Here is a 23,213-nt window from a genome sequence, read left to right as displayed (position 1 = left end):
TATGAGAAACGAAAAAGGCTTTCTTGGTAAATTAAAAACTTATCTCATATATGCAGGACCTGGTACTTTTGCATTTTTTACAGTTATGATTGTTCCCTTCATATATGGTATTTATTTAACTTTCACAAATTGGAATGGTGTATCAGATGCACATGATTTTATAGGATTTCAAAATTATTCAGAAGTATTTAAAGATGTGGTGTTTTGGAACTCGTTGTGGTTAACTTTTAAATATGCAATTGCAGCTGTAATACTCATGAATATCATAGCATTTTTACTTGCATATGCATTAACAAGTGGCATGAAAGGTCAAAATTTTTATAGAGCAGGATTCTTTACTCCAAATCTTATTGGTGGAATAATTCTTGGATTTATTTGGCAGTTTTTATTCTCAAATATTTTAGTTTATATAGGTAATAATTTTAATATTCCGATTTTTTCTACCTCTTGGCTTGCGGACCCTACCAAAGCACTGTGGACTTTAATAATTGTAACAGTTTGGCAATATTCAGGATATTTAATGATCATATATGTAGCAGGTTTTATGAATGTTCCAAGAGACATTTTAGAAGCAGCAAGCATAGATGGAGCTAATGGTTTTAGAAAGCTCATAAGCATAACCCTTCCTATGATGATTCCATCCTTCACAGTATGCCTGTTTTTAAGTCTACAAAGAAGTTTCATGGTTTACGATGTGAATCTTGCACTTACTAAGGGTGGACCTTATCAAGCTACAGAAATGATATCAATGCATGTTTATAATAAAGCCTTTTTATCGCAACAATATGGTGTTGGACAGGCAGAAGCCTTTGTTTTATTTTTAATAGTTGCAGCAATATCATTATTCCAAGTTTACACAACTAAGAAGATGGAGGTAGAAGCATAATGAAAAATAAGAAGTTAATAGCAAATATTATCAAGTATATAGTTATATCAGGTCTTCTACTTGTATATATAGTACCATTTGTATTTGTACTAATAAATTCTCTTAAGGCTAGAAAAGATGTAATTTCCAACCCATTAGCATTACCAAGTACGTTCAAGTTTTCAAATTATGTTGATGCTTTTGAAAAAATGAACTATGGCCATGCGTTTGTTAACACTCTAATAATAACTGTTTTAAGTGTGCTTATAATAATTATATTTTCTTCAATGACAGCTTATATATTAGTAAGAAAAGATTGGAAGTTCAATAAATTTATATTTTTTGGAATGGTTTTATCTATGATTATACCATTTCAAGGAATAATGATACCTTTAGTATCGATTTATGGATCAATGGGAATGCTTAATACTAAATGGGCGTTGATTTATATGTATTTAGGCTTTGGAATGTCTTTAGCAGTATTTATGTATCATGGATTTATTAAAAGCATACCGGTAGAATTAGAAGAAGCTGCTATGATAGATGGTGCCACAAGATTTCAAACTTTCTGGCAAATTGTCTTTCCTATTATGAAGCCTATAACGATGACAATAACTACTTTGGACGTGCTATGGATATGGAATGACTTCTTATTACCATCGCTAATATTAATAGCACCAAACGAAAGAACTCTCCAATTATCAACATACGCTTTCAATGGTACTTATACTACAGATTACGGATTATCAATGTCAGCTTTAATGTTATCAATTCTTCCAGTATTAATAATTTACCTATTCTTACAAAAGAGTATTATAGGTGGAGTTTTACAAGGATCTATTAAATAAAAATACAAAATTGTGGGAGATTAAAATATGTTCAGTAATAAAATACGAGAGGCAGATCAATATATTAAAGAAAATAAATATAAGATAAATGATCAATATAGACTTAACTACCATTTGATGGGGGAATATGGATGGATTAATGATCCTAATGGTTTTTGTGAATATAAGGATAATTATCATTTGTTTTATCAACATAATCCATATGATGCAGTTTGGGGGCCTATGCATTGGGGTCATGCAGTGAGTAAGGATTTAATAAAGTGGGACTACCTTCCTATAGCTTTAGCGCCTGATAAGGAATTTGATAAAAATGGATGCTTTTCTGGAAGTGCAATAGAAGAGGAGGGAAAGCTATATCTTATTTACACTGGGCATATAAATACAGGAATCAATGAAAAAGAGGATTACAAACAAGTTCAGTGTTTAGCTTATTCTTATGATGGAATACATTTTAAAAAACATGAATGTAATCCTGTAATAGACACAAACCAAGTTCCTAATAACTCTTCTTCAAAAGATATTCGTGATCCTAAAACTTATAAAGTTGGAGATTTATATTACACTTTCTTAGGTTCAAATGATAAATGTGGAAATGGACAAGTTTTAATGTATAAATCCAGTAATTTATTGAATTGGGAATTTGTAAATGTGGTAGCTAAAAGCAATGGAGACTTGGGAGAGAACTGGGAATGCCCAGACTTATTTACATTGCAGAATAAGGAGGTTCTCATTGTTTCTCCACAATACTTAAAAAACCAAGATGCAAAATTAACCAATATTTATTCATGTGTCTATATGGTTGGAAATTTAGATTATAATTTAGGAAAATTTAAATATGATAGCTTTTATCCAGTTGATTATGGATTTAACTTTTATGCACCTCAAACAACTATAGACAGTAAAGGCAGAAGAATAATGGCTGGATGGATGACTATGTGGGAAAAAGAATATCCTACATATAGTAATGGGCATAATTGGGCTGGAGCAATGACAATTCCAAGAGAAGTAATTCTTAAAAATTCTAAATTATATTTTAAACCAGTTGATGAAATTGAAGAATACAGAATCAATGAAGTTGTTTTAAAGGACATAAAGATAAATCAAGAGAAAAAACTTGATTTAAATGGAGATAGTTATGAACTTGAAATAAATTATGATCTGATGGAAGCGGAGGAGATTGGTTTAAAGTTAAGAGTAAATGAGTCTCAAGAAACAGTTTTATCATATAGAAAGAAGGAGAAGCAGTTTGTCTTTAATATTGATAAGTCAGGTATTGGACCTGGAGGAGAAAGAAGAACAGAAGTAAACTTAATTAATAATAAATTAAATCTTCGTATATTTGTTGATAAATGTTCAGTAGAAGTATTTATTAATGAAGGCGAGAAAGTTATGACAAGTTTAATTTATCCAAGTGAAGATGCCATTGGTATTAAAGTGTTTTCAAAAGGAGAGTCAAAAATAGAATCTTTGAAAAAATGGGATATAAAATGATTTACTATCTTACTTTGAAAAACAGGAGATGAATAAATATGAAAGATATGATGAAGCTCCTTAAAAAAAGAAAAATAAGATTTAAAATGTCATGGACAATAAAAACTAAATTAATGGCTACATTTCTATCAATAGCAATAGTTCCGATACTCATAGTTGGAAGTTTTTCATATATTGTAGCTGAAAATACAGTGGAAAAGAAAGTTGCTGTTTTTTCAGAACAATTGCTAAATCAAATTAATATGAATGTTACTTCATTTACTAATGAGTATGTTAACAAGACGACTTTAGTAATAACAAATTCAAATTTAGCTGATTTAATGAAAGATATAAATAATGATAGTTATTCCTATGAAAGTATTCAAAAAAGCAAAGAAGCTGAGGGAATACTTAAGTCTATAACTAATTCTGATGGAAATATTTCTACTTTCTGTATTCTTCAGCAGGATGGGAAGACTTTGGGTTCAGTTGATGCTCATTCCCAGGATTATATTAAAAATAAATTGAAAAGTTCTTCATTATATAATGAAATAAGAAAAAATGAAGATAAAATATATTGGATAACAGGTATTAATGATAGTTCTGAAATATTTTTAATGAGGGAATATAAGGATTCAATTAGAAAGAGTGATAATGGCATATTGATAATGTCAATAAAGGTAAATGCTTTTAAAAGTCTTTTTGAAAAAATGAATTTAGATGAAAATAATAATATTCAAATAGTAGATGAAAATCAAAATATTATTTTCAACTTTCGTGAGAATAGTATAAGTGATGATTCTTTAAAGAAAATTATAGATGAAGTATATAATAAGCAATTGTATGGGAATCTGGTGAAAGATAGTAATTTGATTACCTTCAGTTCTTGCAGTAATGGTTGGAAGGTAATATCAGAGGTTCCAATGAATTCGCTTATAAATGATATTAAGTTATCTGGGATATTTACATTAATAATAGGAATAGCATGTGGAGTTACAGCAGTAGTAATTGGCTTGTATATAGCACGAGGAATAATTAAACCGATCAACAACATAATGAAGTTAATGAAAAAAGCAGAAGATGGAGATTTGACAGTAATATTAGATCACAGAAAACTTGATGAGATAGGAAAATTAAGCAGCAGTTTTAATATAATGATTAAAAAAATTAAAGAACTCATTGGGGAAGTGAGTCTGGTATCTAATAAGGTTTTAAAAAATGTTGAGGAAGTTGCTGAAATTTCAATGGAATCAGCTGAAGCTACAAAACAAATTTCTATGGCAATTGGAGAAATAGCAACTGGGTCTACAGAACAAGCAAAAAGTTCTAGTGAAGCAATAGAGCAAATAAGAGTTTTAGGCCAAAAAATTGACGTTGTTATGGAGAATACCCAAAAGGTTAAAGCTATTTCAAGCGAAACAAAAGAAATTGGAAATTCATCTATTGTTGTAGTTAAGGAATTGAATGAAAGAACAAGACAATCATTATCAATGGTACAGGAAATAAATCAAGATATATATGATTTAAATGATAGCTCAAAGGAAATAGAAAAAATAATTGAAGTTATTAAGTCAATTAGCGATCAGACAAGTCTTTTGTCATTAAATGCATCTATTGAAGCAGCAAGAGTTGGTGAAGCGGGTAAAGGTTTTACTGTAGTTGCCAATGAAATAAAAAAATTATCAGATCAGTCAAAAGAAGCAACAATGATGATATCAAACATTATTAATAACATTCAAAATAAGACTAAAAATACTGTTAATTTGGTTAAAGAGGCAAATGATATATTTAGGGAACAAGAAAAATCTGTAAGGAATACTGATAATGCCTTCAGAATTATAGTGCAATCAACAGAAAACATATCATTACAAGTAGAAAATGTTACACTTGTAATGAATGATATATATAGCTTCAAAGAAAAAACAATTGAAACTGTAGAGAATATTTCTGTTCTAGCAGAGGAATCATCTGCAGCTACAGAAGAAGTCTTAGCTTCAGTTGAAGAAGAAAATTTATCAGTTCAAGAATTGGCTTCTTTATCAAATGAATTGAAAGAAGCTGTTCAAAATCTTAATGAATCTATTCTTATGTTTAAAATATAAACGCAAGATATAAAGAGATTTTCTAACTGATAAATAAAGAAATCAATCGATACCTAATATAAAAAATAACATTTATCCATGCTTTTACTACATAATAATATATGTTTATTAAAGTAAGAATTATATAATTTGAGTGAAAGCAAAGAATAAGATTATATCTATATAAATTTAATCTATATAAGATTATGTGATTTGAAAATAAAAGGATAGAGAAGGAGAATATTTATGAACAAAATAAAAAATGAAATAATGCTAATAACATATGCAGACAGCTTAGGAAAGAATTTAAAAGATTTAAAGGAAGTTTTAGATGAACATTATTCTGGAGCAATAGGTGGAGTTCATATACTTCCATTCTTCCCATCATCAGGGGATAGAGGTTTTGCGCCAATGAGATACGATGTGGTGGATGAGGCTTTTGGAGATATTGAAGATGTTAAGGAAATAAGTAAGGATAAATATTTAATGTATGATTTTATGGTAAATCATATTTCAAGACAATCTGAATTTTTTAAAGATTTTCAAGAAAAGAAAGATGAATCAAAATATAAGGATTTCTTTATAAGATATAAGGATTTCTGGGAAAACGGTGAACCAACAGAAGAGCAGGTAGATGCCATATATAAAAGAAAACCAAGAGCACCGTATTATGAGGTTGAATTTAAAGATGGAACTAAGGAAAAAGTATGGTGTACTTTTGCAGAAGAACAAATTGATTTAAATATGGATTCTAAAGTTGCAAGACAGTTTATTAAAGATACTTTAGTATCAATGTGCGAAAATGGAGCAGCAATTATTCGTTTAGATGCCTTTGCATATGCTATAAAGAAAGCTGGGACAAGCTGTTTCTTTATTGAACCAGATATGTGGGAACTATTATATGAAATTCAAGATATAGTTAAGGAATATGGCGTAGATATATTACCTGAAATTCATGAACATTACACAATCCAACATAAGATTGCTGAAAAAGGATTTTGGATTTATGATTTTGCTCTTCCTGTTTTAGTTTTAAATGCGTTATATTCAGGAAAAGGTGATAATTTAAAGAGATGGCTCGATATGAGCCCAATGAAACAATTTACTACTTTAGATACACATGATGGAATTGGAATAGTTGACGTAAAAGATTTAATGACTGATAAAGAAATAGACGAAACTAAAGAAGCTATGTTTACAAAGGGAGCTAATGTTAAAAAAATATACAATACAGCAGCTTATAATAACTTAGATATTTATCAAGTTAACTGTACTTATTATTCAGCGCTTGGAAACAATGATAAAGCATATTTATTAGCTCGTGCAATTCAATTCTTTGCACCAGGTATACCACAAGTTTATTATGTAGGAATGCTTGCAGGAGAAAATGATATAGAATTAATGGAATCAACTAAAAATGGAAGAGATATTAATCGTCATTACTATACAAAGGAAGAAATTAGAGAAAACTTTAAAAATAGAAAAATAGTAAGTGACATCAGAGACTTAATGAAATTAAGAAATACTAATCCAGCCTTTGGATTAGATGGAAAATGTACAACAGAAGTTAATGGTAATGAAATAATAATCACAAGAGAATGTGGTTCATATAAAGCAACATTGAAAGCAAATTTAAAAACTCATGATTTTACTATTGAAGTATAGTATAAGAGGGGATTAAGTATGGATAATTCATGGTGGAAGGAAAGTGTAGTTTATCAAATCTATCCTAGGAGTTTTAAAGATTCCAATGGAGATGGAATTGGAGACTTAAGAGGAATCATTGAAAAATTAGATTATCTAAGTGAATTGGGAATTGATGTTATTTGGCTATCTCCAGTATATAAATCACCAAATGATGATAATGGTTATGATATAAGTGATTATGAAGATATAATGGATGAGTTTGGATCAATGGATGATATGGAGGAGCTTATTAAGGAAGGTGAGAAGAGAAACATAAAAATCCTCATGGATTTAGTTGTTAACCATACTTCTGATGAACACAAGTGGTTTATAGAATCTAGGAAATCGAAAGAGAATCCATATAGAGATTATTATATATGGAGAGATCCTATAAATGGAGCAGAACCTAATGATTTAACTTCAGCATTTGGAGGAAGTGCATGGGAGTATGATAAAGAGACTGACCAATATTATTTACACTTTTTTAGTAAAAAGCAGCCAGATTTAAATTGGGCAAATGAAGAAGTTCGTAATAGAGTTTATGATATGATGAATTTCTGGATAGATAAAGGTATTGGTGGCTTTAGAATGGATGTTATTGATCTCATTGGAAAAATACCTGATAAAAAGATAAAAGAAAATGGACCTAAACTTCATGAATATATAAAAGAAATGAATAAAAAAACTTTTGGAGCTAAAGATTTGTTAACTGTTGGAGAAACCTGGGGATGCACTCCGGAAATAGCTAAACTATATTCAAATACAGATGGTAGTGAGCTTAGCATGATATTTCAATTTGATCATATTATGTTAGATCAACAGCCAGGTAAGGAAAAATGGGACTTAAAACCGCTAGATTTATTAGATTTAAAGAAAGCTTTATCAAAATGGCAGATAGAATTAGAAGGAACAGGCTGGAACAGTTTGTTTTGGAATAACCATGACTTACCGAGAATAGTTTCAAGATGGGGAAATGATAATGAATATAGGGTAGAAAGTGCAAAAATGTTAGCTTCGTTGTTACATGGAATGAAGGGGACACCCTATATATATCAAGGTGAAGAGCTTGGTATGACTAATGTAAGATTTGAAAATCTTAATGAATATAAAGATATAGAGAGTCTTAGCATGTACAAAGAAAGAAAAGAAAAAGGATATAGTCATGAAGAAATAATGGAATCTATTTATGTAAAGGGTCGAGATAATGCTCGTACTCCAATGCAATGGGATAATAGTGAAAATGGAGGATTTACAAGTGGTGAACCATGGATAAAGGTGAATCCAAATTATAAAGAAATAAATGCTGAATCACAATTAGATGATGAAAAATCTATATTTAATTATTACAAGAAACTTATTCAAATCAGAAAAGAAAATCCAGTTGTTGTATATGGAAAATATAATTTATTATTAGAAGATAATAAGGAAGTATTTGCATATACAAGAAGTTTAGGAAATGAGCAGCTATTAGTTATTTGCAATTTTACAGGAAATAATACCGTATTTGAATATGAAGAACGAACTGAAGTTAAGTCTAAGGAAATTTTAATTTCAAACTATGATGTAGACGTAAATGAACCAATAAGTAGCATTAAATTAAAACCGTATGAATGTAGATATTATAGGTTTTTAATATAAGTTTTAGGAGTAAAAAAATCTTTAAGATATATTTAAGTTATATAATTTAGTTTGAAATTTAATAAGATGATTTTTATGAAAGAGTTTATAAAGGAATAATGAATGTTGAATTATTCAACATTCATTATTCATTAAAGTATAAAATTTGTTGTTGGAATATTTCTACAATAAGTTTAAAAGTATCTTGTAATAATTAATCATTATGTTTAATTGCTGCTGAAGTACTCATTTCTCGGTAACTTTTAGGACTTTTACCCTTGATTTTTTTAAATATTTTAGAAAAGGTTAAAGGATCTGAATATCCAATTGATTTTGCAACAACTTTGATTGAAAGGTCAGTATTTTCCAAAAGAGTACATGCCTTATCTATTTTATAATTTAATAAAAAGTCTTGAGGTGACATATCAATATTTTTCTTAAATATATGAGTTAGATAACTTCTATTTATTCCTATGTAATTTGCTATATCATTGATTTTTATATTATTAGGATAATTATTTTCTATGAATTCAATGGATTTTTCTAAATATAATTCAGTACTTTTATAAGACATCTTATTAGAAATGTCTTTTCGTGATTCAACTAATTTTGACATAAATAAATATAAAAGACCTTCAAGCTTTAGCTCATTAGAATAATCCATTTCTTTTAATTTAAGCATTTCAGAAATATAGTCTTTTAAAGAATCATCCTTTGAATAATCAAAAATGAGATTTTCTTCATTAAGGTTTGCGTAGTTTAAATAAGTTTCGGCCTTAACTCCATTAAAACCCACCCACATATAACTCCAAGGATTTTCTTTATCAGCTTCATAATAGGTTATCGTGTCAGGACAAATTAAAAAGCCTTGATTTTTTCCGAGTTTATAGGTTTTGTTGTTAACAGTATAAGAACCTTCACCAGCTATTATGTAATGAAGTAGATATTGAGATCTTACAGCTGGCCCATAGGAGTAGCCAGGAGTACAATTTTCAGATCCGCAGTAGCATAAAAATAAATCAACAGCCTGTTTTTTTTGAGGTTCTAGATATTTTGCTTTAGAATCTTCAAAATATTTTATTTCAGACAATTTCAACACTCCTTTAAAGATGTATTGGGAATGATTTTTAAAATTCAAAGTGACATTTAATAATTAAAATTAGATTTTATACATTACCACATGAGCAGCTTACATAATGCCATATAATTTGTTATTATATCAGATTATAATGAATACATACAGAAAGTAATGAAAAAACATAAGAAATTTAAAGAAAACATTTACGTCAAGGCATAATAATGTTTCTGATTTTTATTTTTTAGGATGATATATACGCAAAAGCTTAAAATCTTGATACATTACTTAAAAAAATGCTTATGGAAAAAATAACATTAAAACATAATAGATGGAGGAGAAACATGGCAATTATTTACGAAAGAGATATAAAAACATTTCATCTCAAAACAAAGAATACAAGTTATGTAATAAAAGTATTAGAAACTAATCATTTATCTCAATTATATTGGGGAAAAAGAATAAATACAAACAATTTAGATTATCTTTTAGAAAAAAATTTATGGGGAAGTTTTCTTACTAATACAGATAATATAGGAACATTTCAATTAGAAGCCACTACTCAGGAATATCCTGCTTATGGAACTACTGATTTACGTTCTCCAGCAATTGAGCTTCAATTTAAAGATGGAACTACAGCAACTGATTTAAAATATGTTGACTACAATATTTTTAAGGGTAAAGTGCCTCTTAAAGGATTACCAGCAACTTATGTTGAAAATGATAATGAAGCAGAAACCTTAGAAATACACCTAACAGATAACTTAAAGAAAGTAAAAGTAATATTAACTTATACTGTTTTTGAAGAGTTTGATGCAATAACTAAATCAGTGAAAATAGTGAATGAAAGCGATAGTAGAGTAAATATATTAAGAGCATTAAGCGCTAATGTAGATTTCAAAGAAGATGAGTTTGATTTTGTACATTTATCTGGTGCATGGGCAAGAGAAAGGCATATTGTTAGAACTGGTCTTAGATCAGGCACTCAATCAGTTGAAAGTAGAAGAGGAGCAAGCAGTCATGCTCAAAATCCTTTTATGGCGCTAGCGAGGAAAGGTTCAGATGAGCAAAAAGGTGATGTATATGGATTTAGTTTAGTTTATAGCGGAAACTTTTTAGCAAATGTTGAAGTAGACATGTATAGCAAAACAAGGGCACAAATTGGAATTAATCCATTTGATTTTAAATGGCTTTTGGAAGAAGGTGAAGAGTTCCAAACACCAGAAGCAGTACTTGTTTATTCTTCAGAAGGCTTAACAGGAATGTCTCATATTTACAATAATTTATATGGAAAGCGTTTATGTAGAGGACAACATAGAGATAAAGTAAGACCAATATTAATAAATAACTGGGAAGCAACTTATTTCGATTTTAATGAAATAAACATAAAAGAAATTGCTAAGGAAGCAAGCAGTCTTGGAATGGAGCTATTCGTTTTGGATGATGGCTGGTTTGGAAAGAGAGACGATGATACTACATCTCTTGGAGATTGGTTTGTTAATGAAGAAAAAATAAAAGGCGGCCTTAATAATCTTTCTAAAGAAATAAATGAAATGGGGTTAAAGTTTGGTCTTTGGTTTGAGCCTGAAATGGTATCCCCTGATAGTGAATTATATAGAAAACATCCTGACTGGTGTATTCATATACCAGGAAGAAACCGCTCCACAGCCAGAGAACAGCTAATATTAGATTTATCAAGAGATGAAGTATGTGATTATATAATAAAAACTGTTAGTGATGTATTAGAAAACGCTTCGATTTCATATGTAAAATGGGATATGAATAGAAATATGAGTGAAATAGGTTCACTTGGATTATCTGCAGAGAGACAGAGAGAAACAGCACATAGATATATGCTAGGCTTATATAAAGTTTTAGAGGAAATAACAAGCAGATTCCCTGAAATTTTATTCGAAAGTTGCTCTGGAGGAGGAGGAAGATTTGATCCAGGAATGCTTTATTATATGCCACAAACATGGACTAGTGATGACACAGATGCCATAGAAAGATTAAAGATACAATTTGGAACATCTTTAGTTTATCCTAGTGCAGCTATGGGATGTCACGTATCAGCAGTTCCCAACCATCAAGTTAATAGGATAACCCCAATACAAACTAGAGGAATAGTTGCTATGGCAGGAAATTTTGGTTATGAACTTGATATTACAAAATTATCAGAAGAAGAAAGGGAAGTAATAAAAGATCAAGTTAAATTGTACAAAGAAATAAGAGAGACTGTACAATTTGGAGATACTTTTAGATTATTGAGTCCATTTGAAAGTAATGAAGTTGCATGGATGAATATTTCTAAGGATAAATGTGAGATTGTAGTCAGTTATGTAAAACAATATGCGGAGCCTAATAAGTGGGATAAACCATTAAAATTGTTAGGATTAGAAGCTGAAGCTAAGTATAAAATTATTAATGAAGATACAATATTTGGTGGAGATGAACTGATGAATATTGGACTTGTTATACCTGAGCTTAAGGGTGATTATGCTGCTAAGCAATGGATTTTGAGGAGAATATAAATGGTTATAAAATTATTTATGGCTATTAATTATTTAAGTTTATAGGAAAAATAAAATCATTAAAATTACGGAAAACTCTTTGATATAAGATTTATATTAAAGGGTTTTTCTGTTGTTTTACATAGAAATTGTAGATTATTTTCATAATAGTCATAAATAAAACATGGTTATATGTTAAATGTATAGTGAAAATGTAGTAAAGGTTTTCTATTGACCACATTAAACCATGAAACGATTACATTAATCCATTTTAAACCCATAGTATATATTATATTATTTGAGTATAGTAATTATTAAAAATTTTCAAAAAGGTGTATACAAGCTTTTATGAATCAATTAAAAAGTAGGGGGTCAATATTTTATGAAAAAAAGTATTAAAAAATTGATAAGCGTTATTGCGGCAACTATAACTGTAGGTACAATGTTAGCTGGATGTAGTGGAAGTAATTCTAGTGCTGGAGGTTCAAAAGGAGATGTTACATTAACTTATGCTATTTGGGACAAAAACCAAGAGCCAGGAATGAGAGCTATGGCTGATGCATTTGAAAAGAAGAATCCAGGAATAAAAGTAAATGTTGAAGTTACTGCATGGGATCAATATTGGACTAAATTAGAAGCAGCAGCTTCAGGTGGAAGCTTACCAGATGTATTTTGGATGCATCCTAATCAAGCAGCAAGATATGCTTCAAACTCAGTTTTATTGGATTTAACAGATAAAATTAAAGGAAGCAGTTTAGTTAGCTTAGATAAATTTCCAAAAGATTTAGTTAAGGTTTATGAAAATGGCGGCAAAAATTATGCTCTACCTAAGGATTTTGATACTATAGGACTTTGGTACAATAAAAAGTTATTTGATGAAGCTGGAGTAGCTTATCCAAATGAAAATTGGACTTGGAATGATTTATTAGCAGCTTCTAAGAAAATAACTAACCCTGAAAAAGGAATTTATGGTTTTGGTGCTCCGCTAGATCTTCAACAAGGTTTTGATAATTTTATATTCCAAAATGGTGGAAAAGTATTATCTGATGATAAGACTAAATCAGGTTTTGATACACCAGCAGTAAAAGAAGCAATGCAATGGTATATAGATTTAAGTGTTAAAGAAAAAGTATCTCCAAATCAACAACAATTTTCTGAAAACTCATATACAGCATTTTTTGAATCAGGAAAAACAGCTATGGCTTTATTTGGATCATGGATGCTTTCTGAATTCGGTTCTAATGAATATGTTGCTAAAAACTGCGATGTAACTGTACTTCCACAAGGTAAACAAAGAGCTACAATATATAATGGCCTTGGTAATGCTGTAGCTGCAAGTACTAAACATAAAGAAGAAGCATGGAAATTTGTTGAATACTTAGGTTCAGAAGAAGCAAACAAAATTCAAGCAGAATCAGGGGTTGCTATTCCAGCATACCAAGGTACAACAGAGGCATGGATGAAAACTCAAACAAAGTTTAACTCAAAAGTGTATGCAGACATGTTAAAATATGCAGTTATTAATCCATATTCAAAAGAAACTGATAAATGGCAAACTGCTGAAAAAGAAACATTACTTAAAGCATTTACAGGAGAAGTTCCAGTAAATCAAGCTTGTGATGAAGTAGCTAAAAAAACCAATGAAATTCTAGCAACTGAAAAGTAAGGTGAAAATTTGTGGTACCTCTTATTTTAAGGGGTGCCATAAACTAGATAAAGGAAGTGAGTAATTTGATGTCGAAGAGTGCAAATGCAGCAAAAGTTTCAATAGATGAGAAAGTTAAAGTTAGAAAAAAGATTAGCAAAAGCACATTAAATGAATGGAAATGGGCATATATTATGATATTGCCAACTTTTATAGGCCTTATGGTACTAAATATAATTCCAGCAGTACAAACATTAGTTTTAAGTTTTCAAAAGGCTGGAGCCTTTGGAAATAGTACTTGGGTAGGATTTGATAATTATAAAAAGTTATTTAGTGATCCTGCTGTAATTAAGGCGGTATTTAATACTTTGGGATATACGATTATATCTGTCCCTGCCATAGTAATTTTATCTTTAATAGTTGCCGTATTACTAAATAAGAAAATAAAAGGTACATCAGTATATAGAACAATTTACTTTTTACCAATGGTTGCAGCGCCAGCTGCCATAGCAATGGTGTGGAGATGGTTATTTAACTCAGATTATGGACTAATAAATTACTTATTATCGGCAGTAGGAATAAATGGACCTAAATGGATTACTGATCCTAGAGTAGCTTTAATATCTATAGCTATAGTTGGGATTTGGAGTGCTGTAGGATATAATATGGTACTATTATTAGCAGGTTTACAGGAAATACCAAAGGATTATTATGAAGCAGCAAGTATTGACGGAGCAAGTCCATTAAGACAGTTTTTCACAATAACAGTGCCTTTAGTTTCGCCAACAATGTTCTTTGTAGTTGTAACAAGTATTATAAGCGCATTTCAAGTATTCGATATAATATTTATGATGATAGATAAAACAAGCACTGCAATAGAAAGCACACAATCCTTAGTTTATTTATTCTATAAACATTCATTTGTATTAAACGATAAAGGTTATGGTTCAGCTATTGTTATGCTATTATTAGTAATTATAATGGTGGTTACAGTAATTCAAGTAAAGTGTCAAAAGAAATGGGTAAATTATTAGAGAAGGGAAGTGTAAAGATGAAAATTTCAAGTAAAAACAAAGGTAGTATTATAACACATTTAGTTTTAATAATTGGAGCAGCAATAATGATACTTCCATTCTTGTGGATGATATTAACTTCTATTAAGACATTAACAGAATCAGTACAGATTCCACCTAAAATTTTACCTGCTGTATTTCAATGGGATAACTATCCAGCGGTAATGAAAATACTTCCATTTGGTTCTTTTTATATAAATACAATTTTAATGATGGCAGGAAGGGTTATTGGTTCGGTTTTGTTTAGTGCAATGGCAGCTTATGCATGTGCAAGATTGAATTTTCCTGGGAAAAACATATTTTTTGGAATAGTACTGTTCCAAATGATGATACCAGGACAATTATTTATAGTTCCACAATTTTTAATTGTACAAAAATTAGGTTTATTAAATACAGTTTCAGCTTTAATAGTACCAGGTGTAGTTAGTGCATTTGGAACATTCCTCCTTAGACAATTCTTTATGGGCTTGCCTAAGGATTTAGAAGAAGCAGCAAGACTTGATGGATGTACTATATGGCAGACTTTTTATAAAATAATGTTGCCTTTATCACGTTCAGGATTAATTGCATTAGCAATATTTACTTCACTATTTGCATTTAAAGATCTTATGTGGCCATTAATTGTAAATATGTCAATTGATAAAATGACACTTTCATCTGGACTTGCATCTCTTCAAGGACAGTTTTCAACTAATTATCCTCAGCTTATGGCAGGATCATTGCTAGCAATTTGGCCAATGCTTTTAATATTTATAGTATTCCAAAAGAGATTTATCGAAGGTATAGCTACTTCAGGAGGAAAATTATAAATTCTAGTTTGATAAATAATGCTTTTGGTTTTATATATTAATAAAAGTGAGGTATCTTAAATCCAATTTAAGGTATCTCACTTTTATGTTTTGTATGATTTGATTTAAGCTGTAACTATTTGAGTGAAGTAATTATTTGTTAAAGTCTTTCATAAAATCACCATGTGCTTCTATCATTTCATCACACATTTTTATAATATCATCAATGGATAATTCAGCAGCAGTATGAGGATCCATCATAGCAGCTTGATATATTTTAGTTCTGTCTTTCGTTACAGCAGCTTCAATAGCTAATAATTGAGCATTTATATTACTAATATTCATTGCTGCAAGCTGTGTTGGAAGTTTACCTACATGAGTTGGGTGGATTCCCATTGCATCTACCATACAAGGAACTTCTACACAGGCATCCTGTGGTAAATTGTCTATAAGTCCTGTGTTTATGACATTTCCACCAATTTTGTATGGTTTATTTGTAACAATAGCTTCCATAATGTATGAAGCATATTCCTTAGAACGTTCATGTGTAACTTTCCCATTTTGTAAAATTTCATTTTTTTCTTTTTGCCAACCTTCTATTTGTTCTATACATCTTCTAGGGTATTCATCTAATGGAATATTAAATTTATCTATTAATTCAGGATATTTTGATTTTATAAAGAATGGATTGTATTCTGCATTGTGTTCGCTTGATTCAGTACAGTAATAGCCAAGATGTTTAATGTATTCATATCTAACCATATCATTATGTTTTTCTTCAGCAGAATTTTTAGCAGCAGCTCTTTTCTTGATTTCAGGATATAAGTCATTACCATCTTTATCGTATATTTCTAGAAGCCAGCCCATATGATTGATGCCAGCAATTAATTCTTTTCTGCCTTCTAATTTATCTTCCATTCCTAAATCCTTTAGTAAATGTTCAGAGCATACTTGCACACTATGACAAAGACCAATTGTTTTTACTTTAGTAAAACGTTGCATAAAGCCTGTAAGCATAGCCATTGGGTTAGTATAATTTAAGAAAAATGCATTAGGGCAAACTTCCTCCATATCTTTTGCAAAGTCTGCCATTACCGGAATTGTTCTAAGAGCTCTCATTATACCTCCAATTCCCATAGTATCAGCAATTGTTTGTTTTAAGCCATATTTCTTTGGAATTTCAAAATCAGTAATTGTACAAGGATCATATCCACCTACCTGAATTGCATTGACAACAAAAGTAGCATCTTTAAGAGCAGCTTTTCTATTTTCAATTCCTAAAAAACATTTGATATTAGCTTTTCCTTCATTTATGTTTTTGTTGATTGCATTTAGGATTATTTCGCTTTCTTTAAGCCTTTCGTCATCAATATCGTAAAGAGCAATTTCGCTTTCGCGCAAGGCTTCAGTGCACATGCAGTCTCCTAAAACATTTCTTGCAAATACAGTACTTCCAGCACCCATAAAAGTTATTTTCATTTACTTGTCCTCCTTAAATTACTTTGAATTAATTACACATTAATTATATAATTTCAAGTAGAAATGTTTCTATGTTCTATGTTTCAAAAAGTTGTCATTATGTTGAAATTTTAATGTCATTTATGGTTTGTATTGATAAATGATAATTTGTTAGGTAGTTCATTTAAGTAAAGTGATAAGGAGGAAAAGAAAATGTCAGATAGATTTGAAATTACATCGGAAAGCAAGTTGAGCAGAGCTCTTGCAATATATTATGGAGGTTCAGAAGTATGTGTAGCTTCTCATTCTTTTGGACCTGCCATTCGTCCACATTATTTGTTACATTATGTTTTAAATGGAAAGGGAAAGTATTATGTAAAAGATAAATGTTATGAATTAGGAACTGGGGAAGGCTTTTTAATTTGTCCAGGAGAGTCTACATATTATAAAGCAGATAAAGAAGAACCTTGGGAATATTGCTGGATAAGTTTTGATGGGTATGAGGCTTCTAATATACTCAAAAAATGTGGATTATCAAAAGAAAGTTTAACTTTTAAGGATTATAGTAATGGAATCTTTAAAGAAAATCTTCTTGACTTAATTCATAATTGTGAAGAAAATAAGGGGAATGAATTTGCTTTACTGGGGCAGTTTTATTTATGTTTTTCTAGTATTTATGACCAAATTAACTTAAAAGAAAATAGGAATATATCTTATTTTGATAAGGCTTTAGATTATATTTATAATAATTTTACTTATGATATTAAAATAAGTGATATTTCTAAACATGTTAAAATTGACAGAACTTATCTATATAAATTGTTTATTCAGGAACTAAAAATTTCTCCTCAACAATATCTTATTTCTTTTAGATTAAATATGGCAGTAAATTTGTTAGAAACAACAAAAATGAATATAACAGAAATATCTTATTCCTGTGGATTTAAAGATACACCTACCTTTTATAAACATTTTAAAAAACAATTTAACATTACACCTCTTAAATATAGAAACAATAATGTTAATTACATTAAGTCACCTTAAAAATAATACAAAAAATTTCATTATCATATGTTAAGTTTTTAAGAGAATATTAATAAAGCTTGTAAGTTTAAAATTCATATACCAATAAAATAGTATAATTTAAACATTTAACATTTTGACTGGTTTAACTAACATAACAATATTCTTATTATTATAAACAATTTATATAATAAGTATATGGCGAACAGTTTTGGTCTAAACTATTTATTTTGAAAGTGTAGGGATTATAGGATGAATGAAAAACAAAAGCGAATTTTAATGGCATTTATAGGAGTAGTGGTTACTGGATGCAGTGTGGGGTTATTTCAGATGGCTTCACTTGGAACCGATCCATTTACTAGTTTTGTAACAGGTCTTTGCAATTTATTTAATATGAAATTTGGTGTTTTTTACACAATAATATGCGCGTGTATGTTCTTTATTGTATTTCTTTTAGATAAACATTATATTGGCATAGCAACTTTTTTTAATTTGCTTGGAAATGGATTTGCAGCAGATGCAACAACTAGTATTTTATCAAGAATGATACCAAACTTAACAATTACTCATAGAATTATATTACTAATTTTGGGAGTAGTATCAATGTGTTTTGCAGCTGCATTATATTTTACGGCAGATTTAGGAGTATCTGTCTATGATGCAATTTCAATAATTATGTCAGATAAGAAAATAGCATCTTTCAGAATTTGCAGAATTGGTACAGATTCTATATGTGTAGCAATTGGATTTGCACTAAAGGCATCTATAGGCGTTGGAACAATAATTACAGCATTATTTATGGGACCGCTTATTCAAGTATTTAAGACATATTTTGCAGAACCATTGTTATATGGTTCTCAAACAGTACAAAAAAATTAAATATATAAAATTAATAATTTATAGGACTGTTGTACTAGAATCATATATTTTAGTAAATGGTCCTTATATTTATGAAGTAAAGAGTACAATAATCATAAAATAAATATAAGCACTTTTAATAATACAAAACCATATTTTCTATTTTTTAACATTTAATTTACAGGGATTTTACTAATTAATAAAGTTGTGTTAACAAAGGAAGAATATACTATCCAATGAAGATAAAAAACTATAATAAAAATCATAAAAATATGATTATCATAGTAAAGGGGATAGTAAATAATGAATAAGACGGTTAAAAGAATTGTAGGGGCAGCATTAGCTTTAGCGTTAGTAGCGGGGGCAGGTTATACATTAGATACTCAGGTGAAAAATAATGGTGTGAGTGCAGCATCAAGTTCGAATTATAACGGTAAGACACCTAAATATATTTTTATGTTTATTGGAGATGGTATGAGTTTTCCTCAAATCCAAGCTGCACAGTATTATAAAGGAATTCAAGCCCATGGACCAATTGATCCAAAGAAAGGAAATTATCCAAATCCAGAAAAGTTATCATTTATGAATTTCCCAGTTACAGGAACGGTTACAACATATGATTCAACTTCACTTTGTCCAGATTCAGCATCAACAGCTACATCTCTTTCAACAGGAAATAAAACTTTAAGCAGTGTAATTAATATGGATGAAACTAAAACTAAATCTTATGAAACTATAACTGAAAAACTAAAAAAACAGTTAGGATATAAGGTAGGAATTGTATCATCAGTAAATATAGATCATGCAACTCCAGGTGCATATTACGCTCATGTTCCTTCTAGAGGTGATTATTACAATATGGGGCTTCAGCTTGTAGATTCAAATTTTGATTACTTTGCAGGTGGAAAATTCTTATCAGATGATTCGAAGGAAGTAAAGGAACAAGGAAAAACTAAAATAGGTGAATTAGCAAAACAAAAAGGGTATAAGGTTGTTAATACTAAATCAGATATTGATGGTTTAAAAAATGGTGAAAAAGCAATTGCAGTATGTCCAGATGATCAAGTTGAAAAAGAAAGTGGAGCAATAAAATATAGTTTAGATAGAACTGGAGATGAACTTACCCTTGCAGATTATACTAAAAAGGGAATAGAAGTTTTAAATAATGATAAAGGCTTCTTCATGATGGTTGAAGGTGGAAAAATTGACTGGGCAGGTCATGCTAATGATGCAGGATCAAATATTAGTGATACACAAGCTTTAAGTGATGCAGTACAAGAAGCAGTTAATTTCTACAATCAACATCCAAATGAAACATTGATTTTAGTTACTGGAGACCATGAAACAGGGGGACTTACAATAGGATTTGCAGGAACAAACTATGATACTTACTTACAAAATTTATCTAATCAGAAGATGTCATATACAGCTTTTGATAGAAAGATTTCTGAATTTAGAGAAAAGAAAGTTTCTTTTGATGATGCAATGAAGGAAGTTGAAGCACAATTTGGATTGAAAAGAGCTGGCTCAGGCGGGGAAGCAAAAAATGGTGGAATGACTTTAACACAAGCAGAAGAGGCTAAAATTAAAGCTGCTTATGAAAAGAGTATGATCCCAAAAGCTGATAGGAAAATTGACGAAAACGAATATGTTATGTATGGAACATACGAACCATTTTCAGTAACGTTAACACATGTATTAAATAATAAATCTGGAATCTCTTTTAGTTCATATTCTCACACAGGAATTCCAGTTGCAATGATGGCTAAAGGGTTAGGCCAAGACTTATTTGCAGGATATTATGATAATACAAATGTATTTGATAAGCTTAAGGCGATAACGAAGGTACAATAGACTTAAATCAGTTAAGAGAGTTATGAGTTCAGAGTTAAGGAGGAAAAGCCTTAGGGCTTTTCTGAAACTCATATGATTGTTAATTAAAACAAAGAGGAGAATGTTTAATTGTTAAATAATATTCATAAGCGCGATACAATTCCTATATTAGTAACACTTATAGCAATAATTTTGCTTATATTTTTACCTAATAAATTTCCACAAAAAATATATGAAAACACAGAGAGAGTGTCAGCAAGAGTGTTGAGTACAGATGAGAGTTTTATTATAAACACGGGGCTTATAAAGACTGGTGAACAGTTATGTAAAGTGGAAATACTTGATGGGAAATTTAAAGGGAAAACAACTCAGGGCACTAATAGGCTTTCAGGTTCTCTTGAAGAAGATAAGATATTTCAAGTTGGGGATAAAATATTAGTAACCTTAGATTACACAGGAGATGAAATTAGGGTAGCAACTCTTGTTGATCATTATAGAATTAATTATGAAATTTTACTTGTAGCTATTTTTGTAGTTATGCTTATTGGGTTTGCAGGAATAGTTGGTGTAAAATCTATTTTATCGTTTAGCTTTACTGTTTTGGCAATTTGGAAGGTTTTAATTCCATTATTTTTAGAAGGGTATAATCCTGTAATAGTTGGAATTGCAACAACAATGATTTTAATAATTACAATAATAGTACTTGTTTATGGTATAGATAAAAAATCTTTAGCAGCAATAATTGGTTCTTTATCAGGTGCTCTTGTAACCTGCTTTATGGCGTTATTTTTTGTAAGTAAATTTAAAATTCATGGAGCTGTAATGTCATATTCAGAATCACTTTTGTATTCAGGATATGAAAATTTAAATTTGACACAAATATTTATAGCCAGCATATTTATAGCCTCATCTGGAGCAGTTATGGATGTGGCAGTGGACATAACTTCAGCTGTTGCAGAAGTTATTGAAAAGAAACCAGATATAACAAAGCTGGAGGCAGTTAAATCAGGAATAAATGTTGGACGTTCAATTATGGGAACTATGATGACCACATTATTATTAGCATATTCAGGTGGATTTATAGGACTGCTTATGGTATTTATGGCGCAGGGTACGCCAATAATAAATATATTAAATTTAAAATATGTTTCTTCTGAGATTCTGCATACATTGATTGGAAGTTTTGGGTTAATTACAGTAGCACCATTTACAGCAGTAGCCAGCGGTATTTTATTAGCGGCAAGAGAAGAAAAAGAAAAATTTTTAGATAAGATTGCAGAAGTTTTGAGATGATTTTTTTCGAGAAATAAACTTAGCTTTAGTTATAAAGTATTTATTGTGATAGCTAAAAGAGAGAATGGATTTTTTATTTATTCTCTCTTTTAATATTGATTAGAAATATATAATAAAATTGTAGTGAGAAGTATTAGACTACAATGTTAAATATAAGAAGATCGTCAAATAATTATCTTTCTAATTTCCACCAAAAGCATTCGATATCTTCTTTATAAAAAAATAGAAATTAAAATAAATTTCTATTTTGTGTTTAATATATGTGTGGTGATATAATACTATTAGTGTATAAAAATATATTTATGGAAAATAATTAGAGTTAATATTCAGCAATTAAGAGCTAAAGAAGTAAAAACTAATTCCAAATAACTCTTAACTCTGAACTCATAACTCTTAACTGAATTAAAGGAGTTGTTATTAATGAATGAAGTATTGCAAAACATGTTAACTAGAAGAAGTATAAGAAGCTTTAAGGAAGAACAAATAAAAGATGAAGAACTTGACTTAATATTAAAGGCTGGAATATACGCTCCAAGCGGTATGAATAAACAAAGCTGGCAATTCACTGTAGTTCAAAATAAGGAAAAGATGAACTTACTTGCAAAAGTAGTTAGAGAAGCCTTAGGAAGAGATGAAGGTTATAATTTTTATGCCCCTCCAACTTTAATAATGTTATCTAATGAAAAAGATAATACAAATGGACTTGCTGATTGTTCATGTGCTCTTGAAAATATATTTTTAATGGCTAATTCTTTAGGAATTGGTTCATGTTGGATTAACCAATTAAAAACTATATGTGATGAAAAAGAAGTAAGAGAAGTATTAACAAGCTTTGGAATTCCAGAAAACCACATTGTTTGGGGGATGGCATCTATTGGTTATCCTAATGGTGAGGCTAAAGAGCATGAAAGAAGAGACAGCGTTATTAAATATGTAAAATAACATATATTGTGCTAGTAAAATTAATATTTAATCTTCAAAATGTTAAATAATAAAAGATGAATAATAGATGATTAATTAATATATGAAAAATAAGGGGCTGTCGCATTAGCGGATTAAAATCGGTTAGCGATAGCTCCTTTTTCAAATT

Annotated in this window: 17 protein-coding genes; 15 read left to right on the top strand and 2 right to left on the bottom strand. The window is 29.7% G+C overall.

Translation table 11 applies throughout. The features are described 5' to 3' along the window. The first annotated feature begins 1 nt into the window (after window position 1). The 6 genes from GXK56_RS04540 (at window position 2) to GXK56_RS04515 (ending at window position 8,588) form a co-directional block, all read left to right on the top strand. Window positions 2–886, top strand: coding sequence for a sugar ABC transporter permease (locus GXK56_RS04540; RefSeq protein WP_160685603.1), 885 nt, complete (start codon window positions 2–4; stop codon window positions 884–886). Then, window positions 886–1,713 carry a carbohydrate ABC transporter permease gene (locus GXK56_RS04535; protein ID WP_160685602.1) on the top strand — a complete coding sequence of 276 codons (828 nt, stop codon included), beginning with the start codon at window positions 886–888 and terminating at the stop codon, window positions 1,711–1,713. Before GXK56_RS04540 ends, GXK56_RS04535 begins: the two co-directional genes overlap by 1 nt. Window positions 1,714–1,740: 27 nt before the next feature. Further along, window positions 1,741–3,204 (top strand): glycoside hydrolase family 32 protein, encoded by a 1,464-nt coding sequence (locus GXK56_RS04530; RefSeq protein ID WP_160685601.1) that lies wholly within the window; start codon window positions 1,741–1,743, stop codon window positions 3,202–3,204. A 38-nt stretch (window positions 3,205–3,242) separates the two neighbouring features. Beyond that, window positions 3,243–5,285, top strand: a complete 2,043-nt coding sequence (locus tag GXK56_RS04525) for a methyl-accepting chemotaxis protein (protein WP_160685600.1) — start codon at window positions 3,243–3,245, stop codon at window positions 5,283–5,285. A 225-nt stretch (window positions 5,286–5,510) separates the two neighbouring features. Beyond that, the gene (gene gtfA, locus GXK56_RS04520; protein ID WP_160685599.1) at window positions 5,511–6,929 is read left to right on the top strand and encodes a sucrose phosphorylase; all 1,419 of its coding nucleotides are present in this window, start codon (window positions 5,511–5,513) and stop codon (window positions 6,927–6,929) included. A gap of 18 nt (window positions 6,930–6,947) precedes the next feature. Beyond that, window positions 6,948–8,588, top strand: a complete 1,641-nt coding sequence (locus tag GXK56_RS04515; protein WP_160685598.1) for an alpha-glucosidase — start codon at window positions 6,948–6,950, stop codon at window positions 8,586–8,588. A 193-nt stretch (window positions 8,589–8,781) separates the two neighbouring features. Here GXK56_RS04515 and GXK56_RS04510 read toward each other — a convergent pair whose 3' ends face one another. Beyond that, window positions 8,782–9,657 (bottom strand): AraC family transcriptional regulator, encoded by an 876-nt coding sequence (locus GXK56_RS04510; RefSeq protein ID WP_160685597.1) that lies wholly within the window; start codon window positions 9,655–9,657, stop codon window positions 8,782–8,784. A 329-nt stretch (window positions 9,658–9,986) separates the two neighbouring features. Between GXK56_RS04510 and GXK56_RS04505 the strand changes: the two genes are divergently transcribed. From GXK56_RS04505 to GXK56_RS04490, 4 genes are all read left to right on the top strand, one after another. Further along, window positions 9,987–12,173 (top strand): alpha-galactosidase, encoded by a 2,187-nt coding sequence (locus GXK56_RS04505; protein ID WP_160685596.1) that lies wholly within the window; start codon window positions 9,987–9,989, stop codon window positions 12,171–12,173. Window positions 12,174–12,534: 361 nt separating this feature from the next. After that, window positions 12,535–13,818: a sugar ABC transporter substrate-binding protein gene (locus tag GXK56_RS04500; RefSeq protein ID WP_160685595.1), complete on the top strand. Its 1,284-nt coding sequence runs from the start codon at window positions 12,535–12,537 to the stop codon at window positions 13,816–13,818. Between the two features lie 68 nt (window positions 13,819–13,886). Beyond that, the gene (locus tag GXK56_RS04495; RefSeq protein ID WP_160686022.1) at window positions 13,887–14,831 is read left to right on the top strand and encodes a sugar ABC transporter permease; all 945 of its coding nucleotides are present in this window, start codon (window positions 13,887–13,889) and stop codon (window positions 14,829–14,831) included. A 17-nt stretch (window positions 14,832–14,848) separates the two neighbouring features. Further along, window positions 14,849–15,679 (top strand): carbohydrate ABC transporter permease, encoded by an 831-nt coding sequence (locus tag GXK56_RS04490; protein WP_160686020.1) that lies wholly within the window; start codon window positions 14,849–14,851, stop codon window positions 15,677–15,679. A 132-nt stretch (window positions 15,680–15,811) separates the two neighbouring features. Here the strand turns inward: GXK56_RS04490 and GXK56_RS04485 are convergent, their stop codons facing one another. After that, a complete protein-coding gene (locus tag GXK56_RS04485; protein WP_160685594.1) occupies window positions 15,812–17,137 on the bottom strand; it encodes an alpha-glucosidase/alpha-galactosidase in 1,326 nt (441 codons plus the stop codon). Between the two features lie 192 nt (window positions 17,138–17,329). Between GXK56_RS04485 and GXK56_RS04480 the strand changes: the two genes are divergently transcribed. The 5 genes from GXK56_RS04480 (at window position 17,330) to GXK56_RS04460 (ending at window position 23,065) form a co-directional block, all read left to right on the top strand. After that, window positions 17,330–18,160 carry an AraC family transcriptional regulator gene (locus GXK56_RS04480; protein ID WP_160685593.1) on the top strand — a complete coding sequence of 277 codons (831 nt, stop codon included), beginning with the start codon at window positions 17,330–17,332 and terminating at the stop codon, window positions 18,158–18,160. A 231-nt stretch (window positions 18,161–18,391) separates the two neighbouring features. Then, on the top strand, window positions 18,392–19,018 hold the full coding sequence (locus GXK56_RS04475) for a Tat pathway signal sequence (protein WP_160685592.1): 627 nt from the start codon (window positions 18,392–18,394) through the stop codon (window positions 19,016–19,018). Between the two features lie 282 nt (window positions 19,019–19,300). Further along, window positions 19,301–20,851, top strand: a complete 1,551-nt coding sequence (locus tag GXK56_RS04470; protein ID WP_160685591.1) for an alkaline phosphatase — start codon at window positions 19,301–19,303, stop codon at window positions 20,849–20,851. 108 nt (window positions 20,852–20,959) lie between these two features. Continuing rightward, window positions 20,960–22,123, top strand: a complete 1,164-nt coding sequence (locus GXK56_RS04465; RefSeq protein WP_160685590.1) for a YibE/F family protein — start codon at window positions 20,960–20,962, stop codon at window positions 22,121–22,123. A gap of 420 nt (window positions 22,124–22,543) precedes the next feature. Next, a complete protein-coding gene (locus GXK56_RS04460) occupies window positions 22,544–23,065 on the top strand; it encodes a nitroreductase (RefSeq protein WP_160685589.1) in 522 nt (173 codons plus the stop codon). Window positions 23,066–23,213 lie beyond the last annotated feature (148 nt).

This window comes from Clostridium sp. C2-6-12 (assembly GCF_009928485.1).
Taxonomy (GTDB): domain Bacteria; phylum Bacillota; class Clostridia; order Clostridiales; family Clostridiaceae; genus Clostridium.
This window is presented reverse-complemented; position numbering and strand designations above follow the sequence as displayed.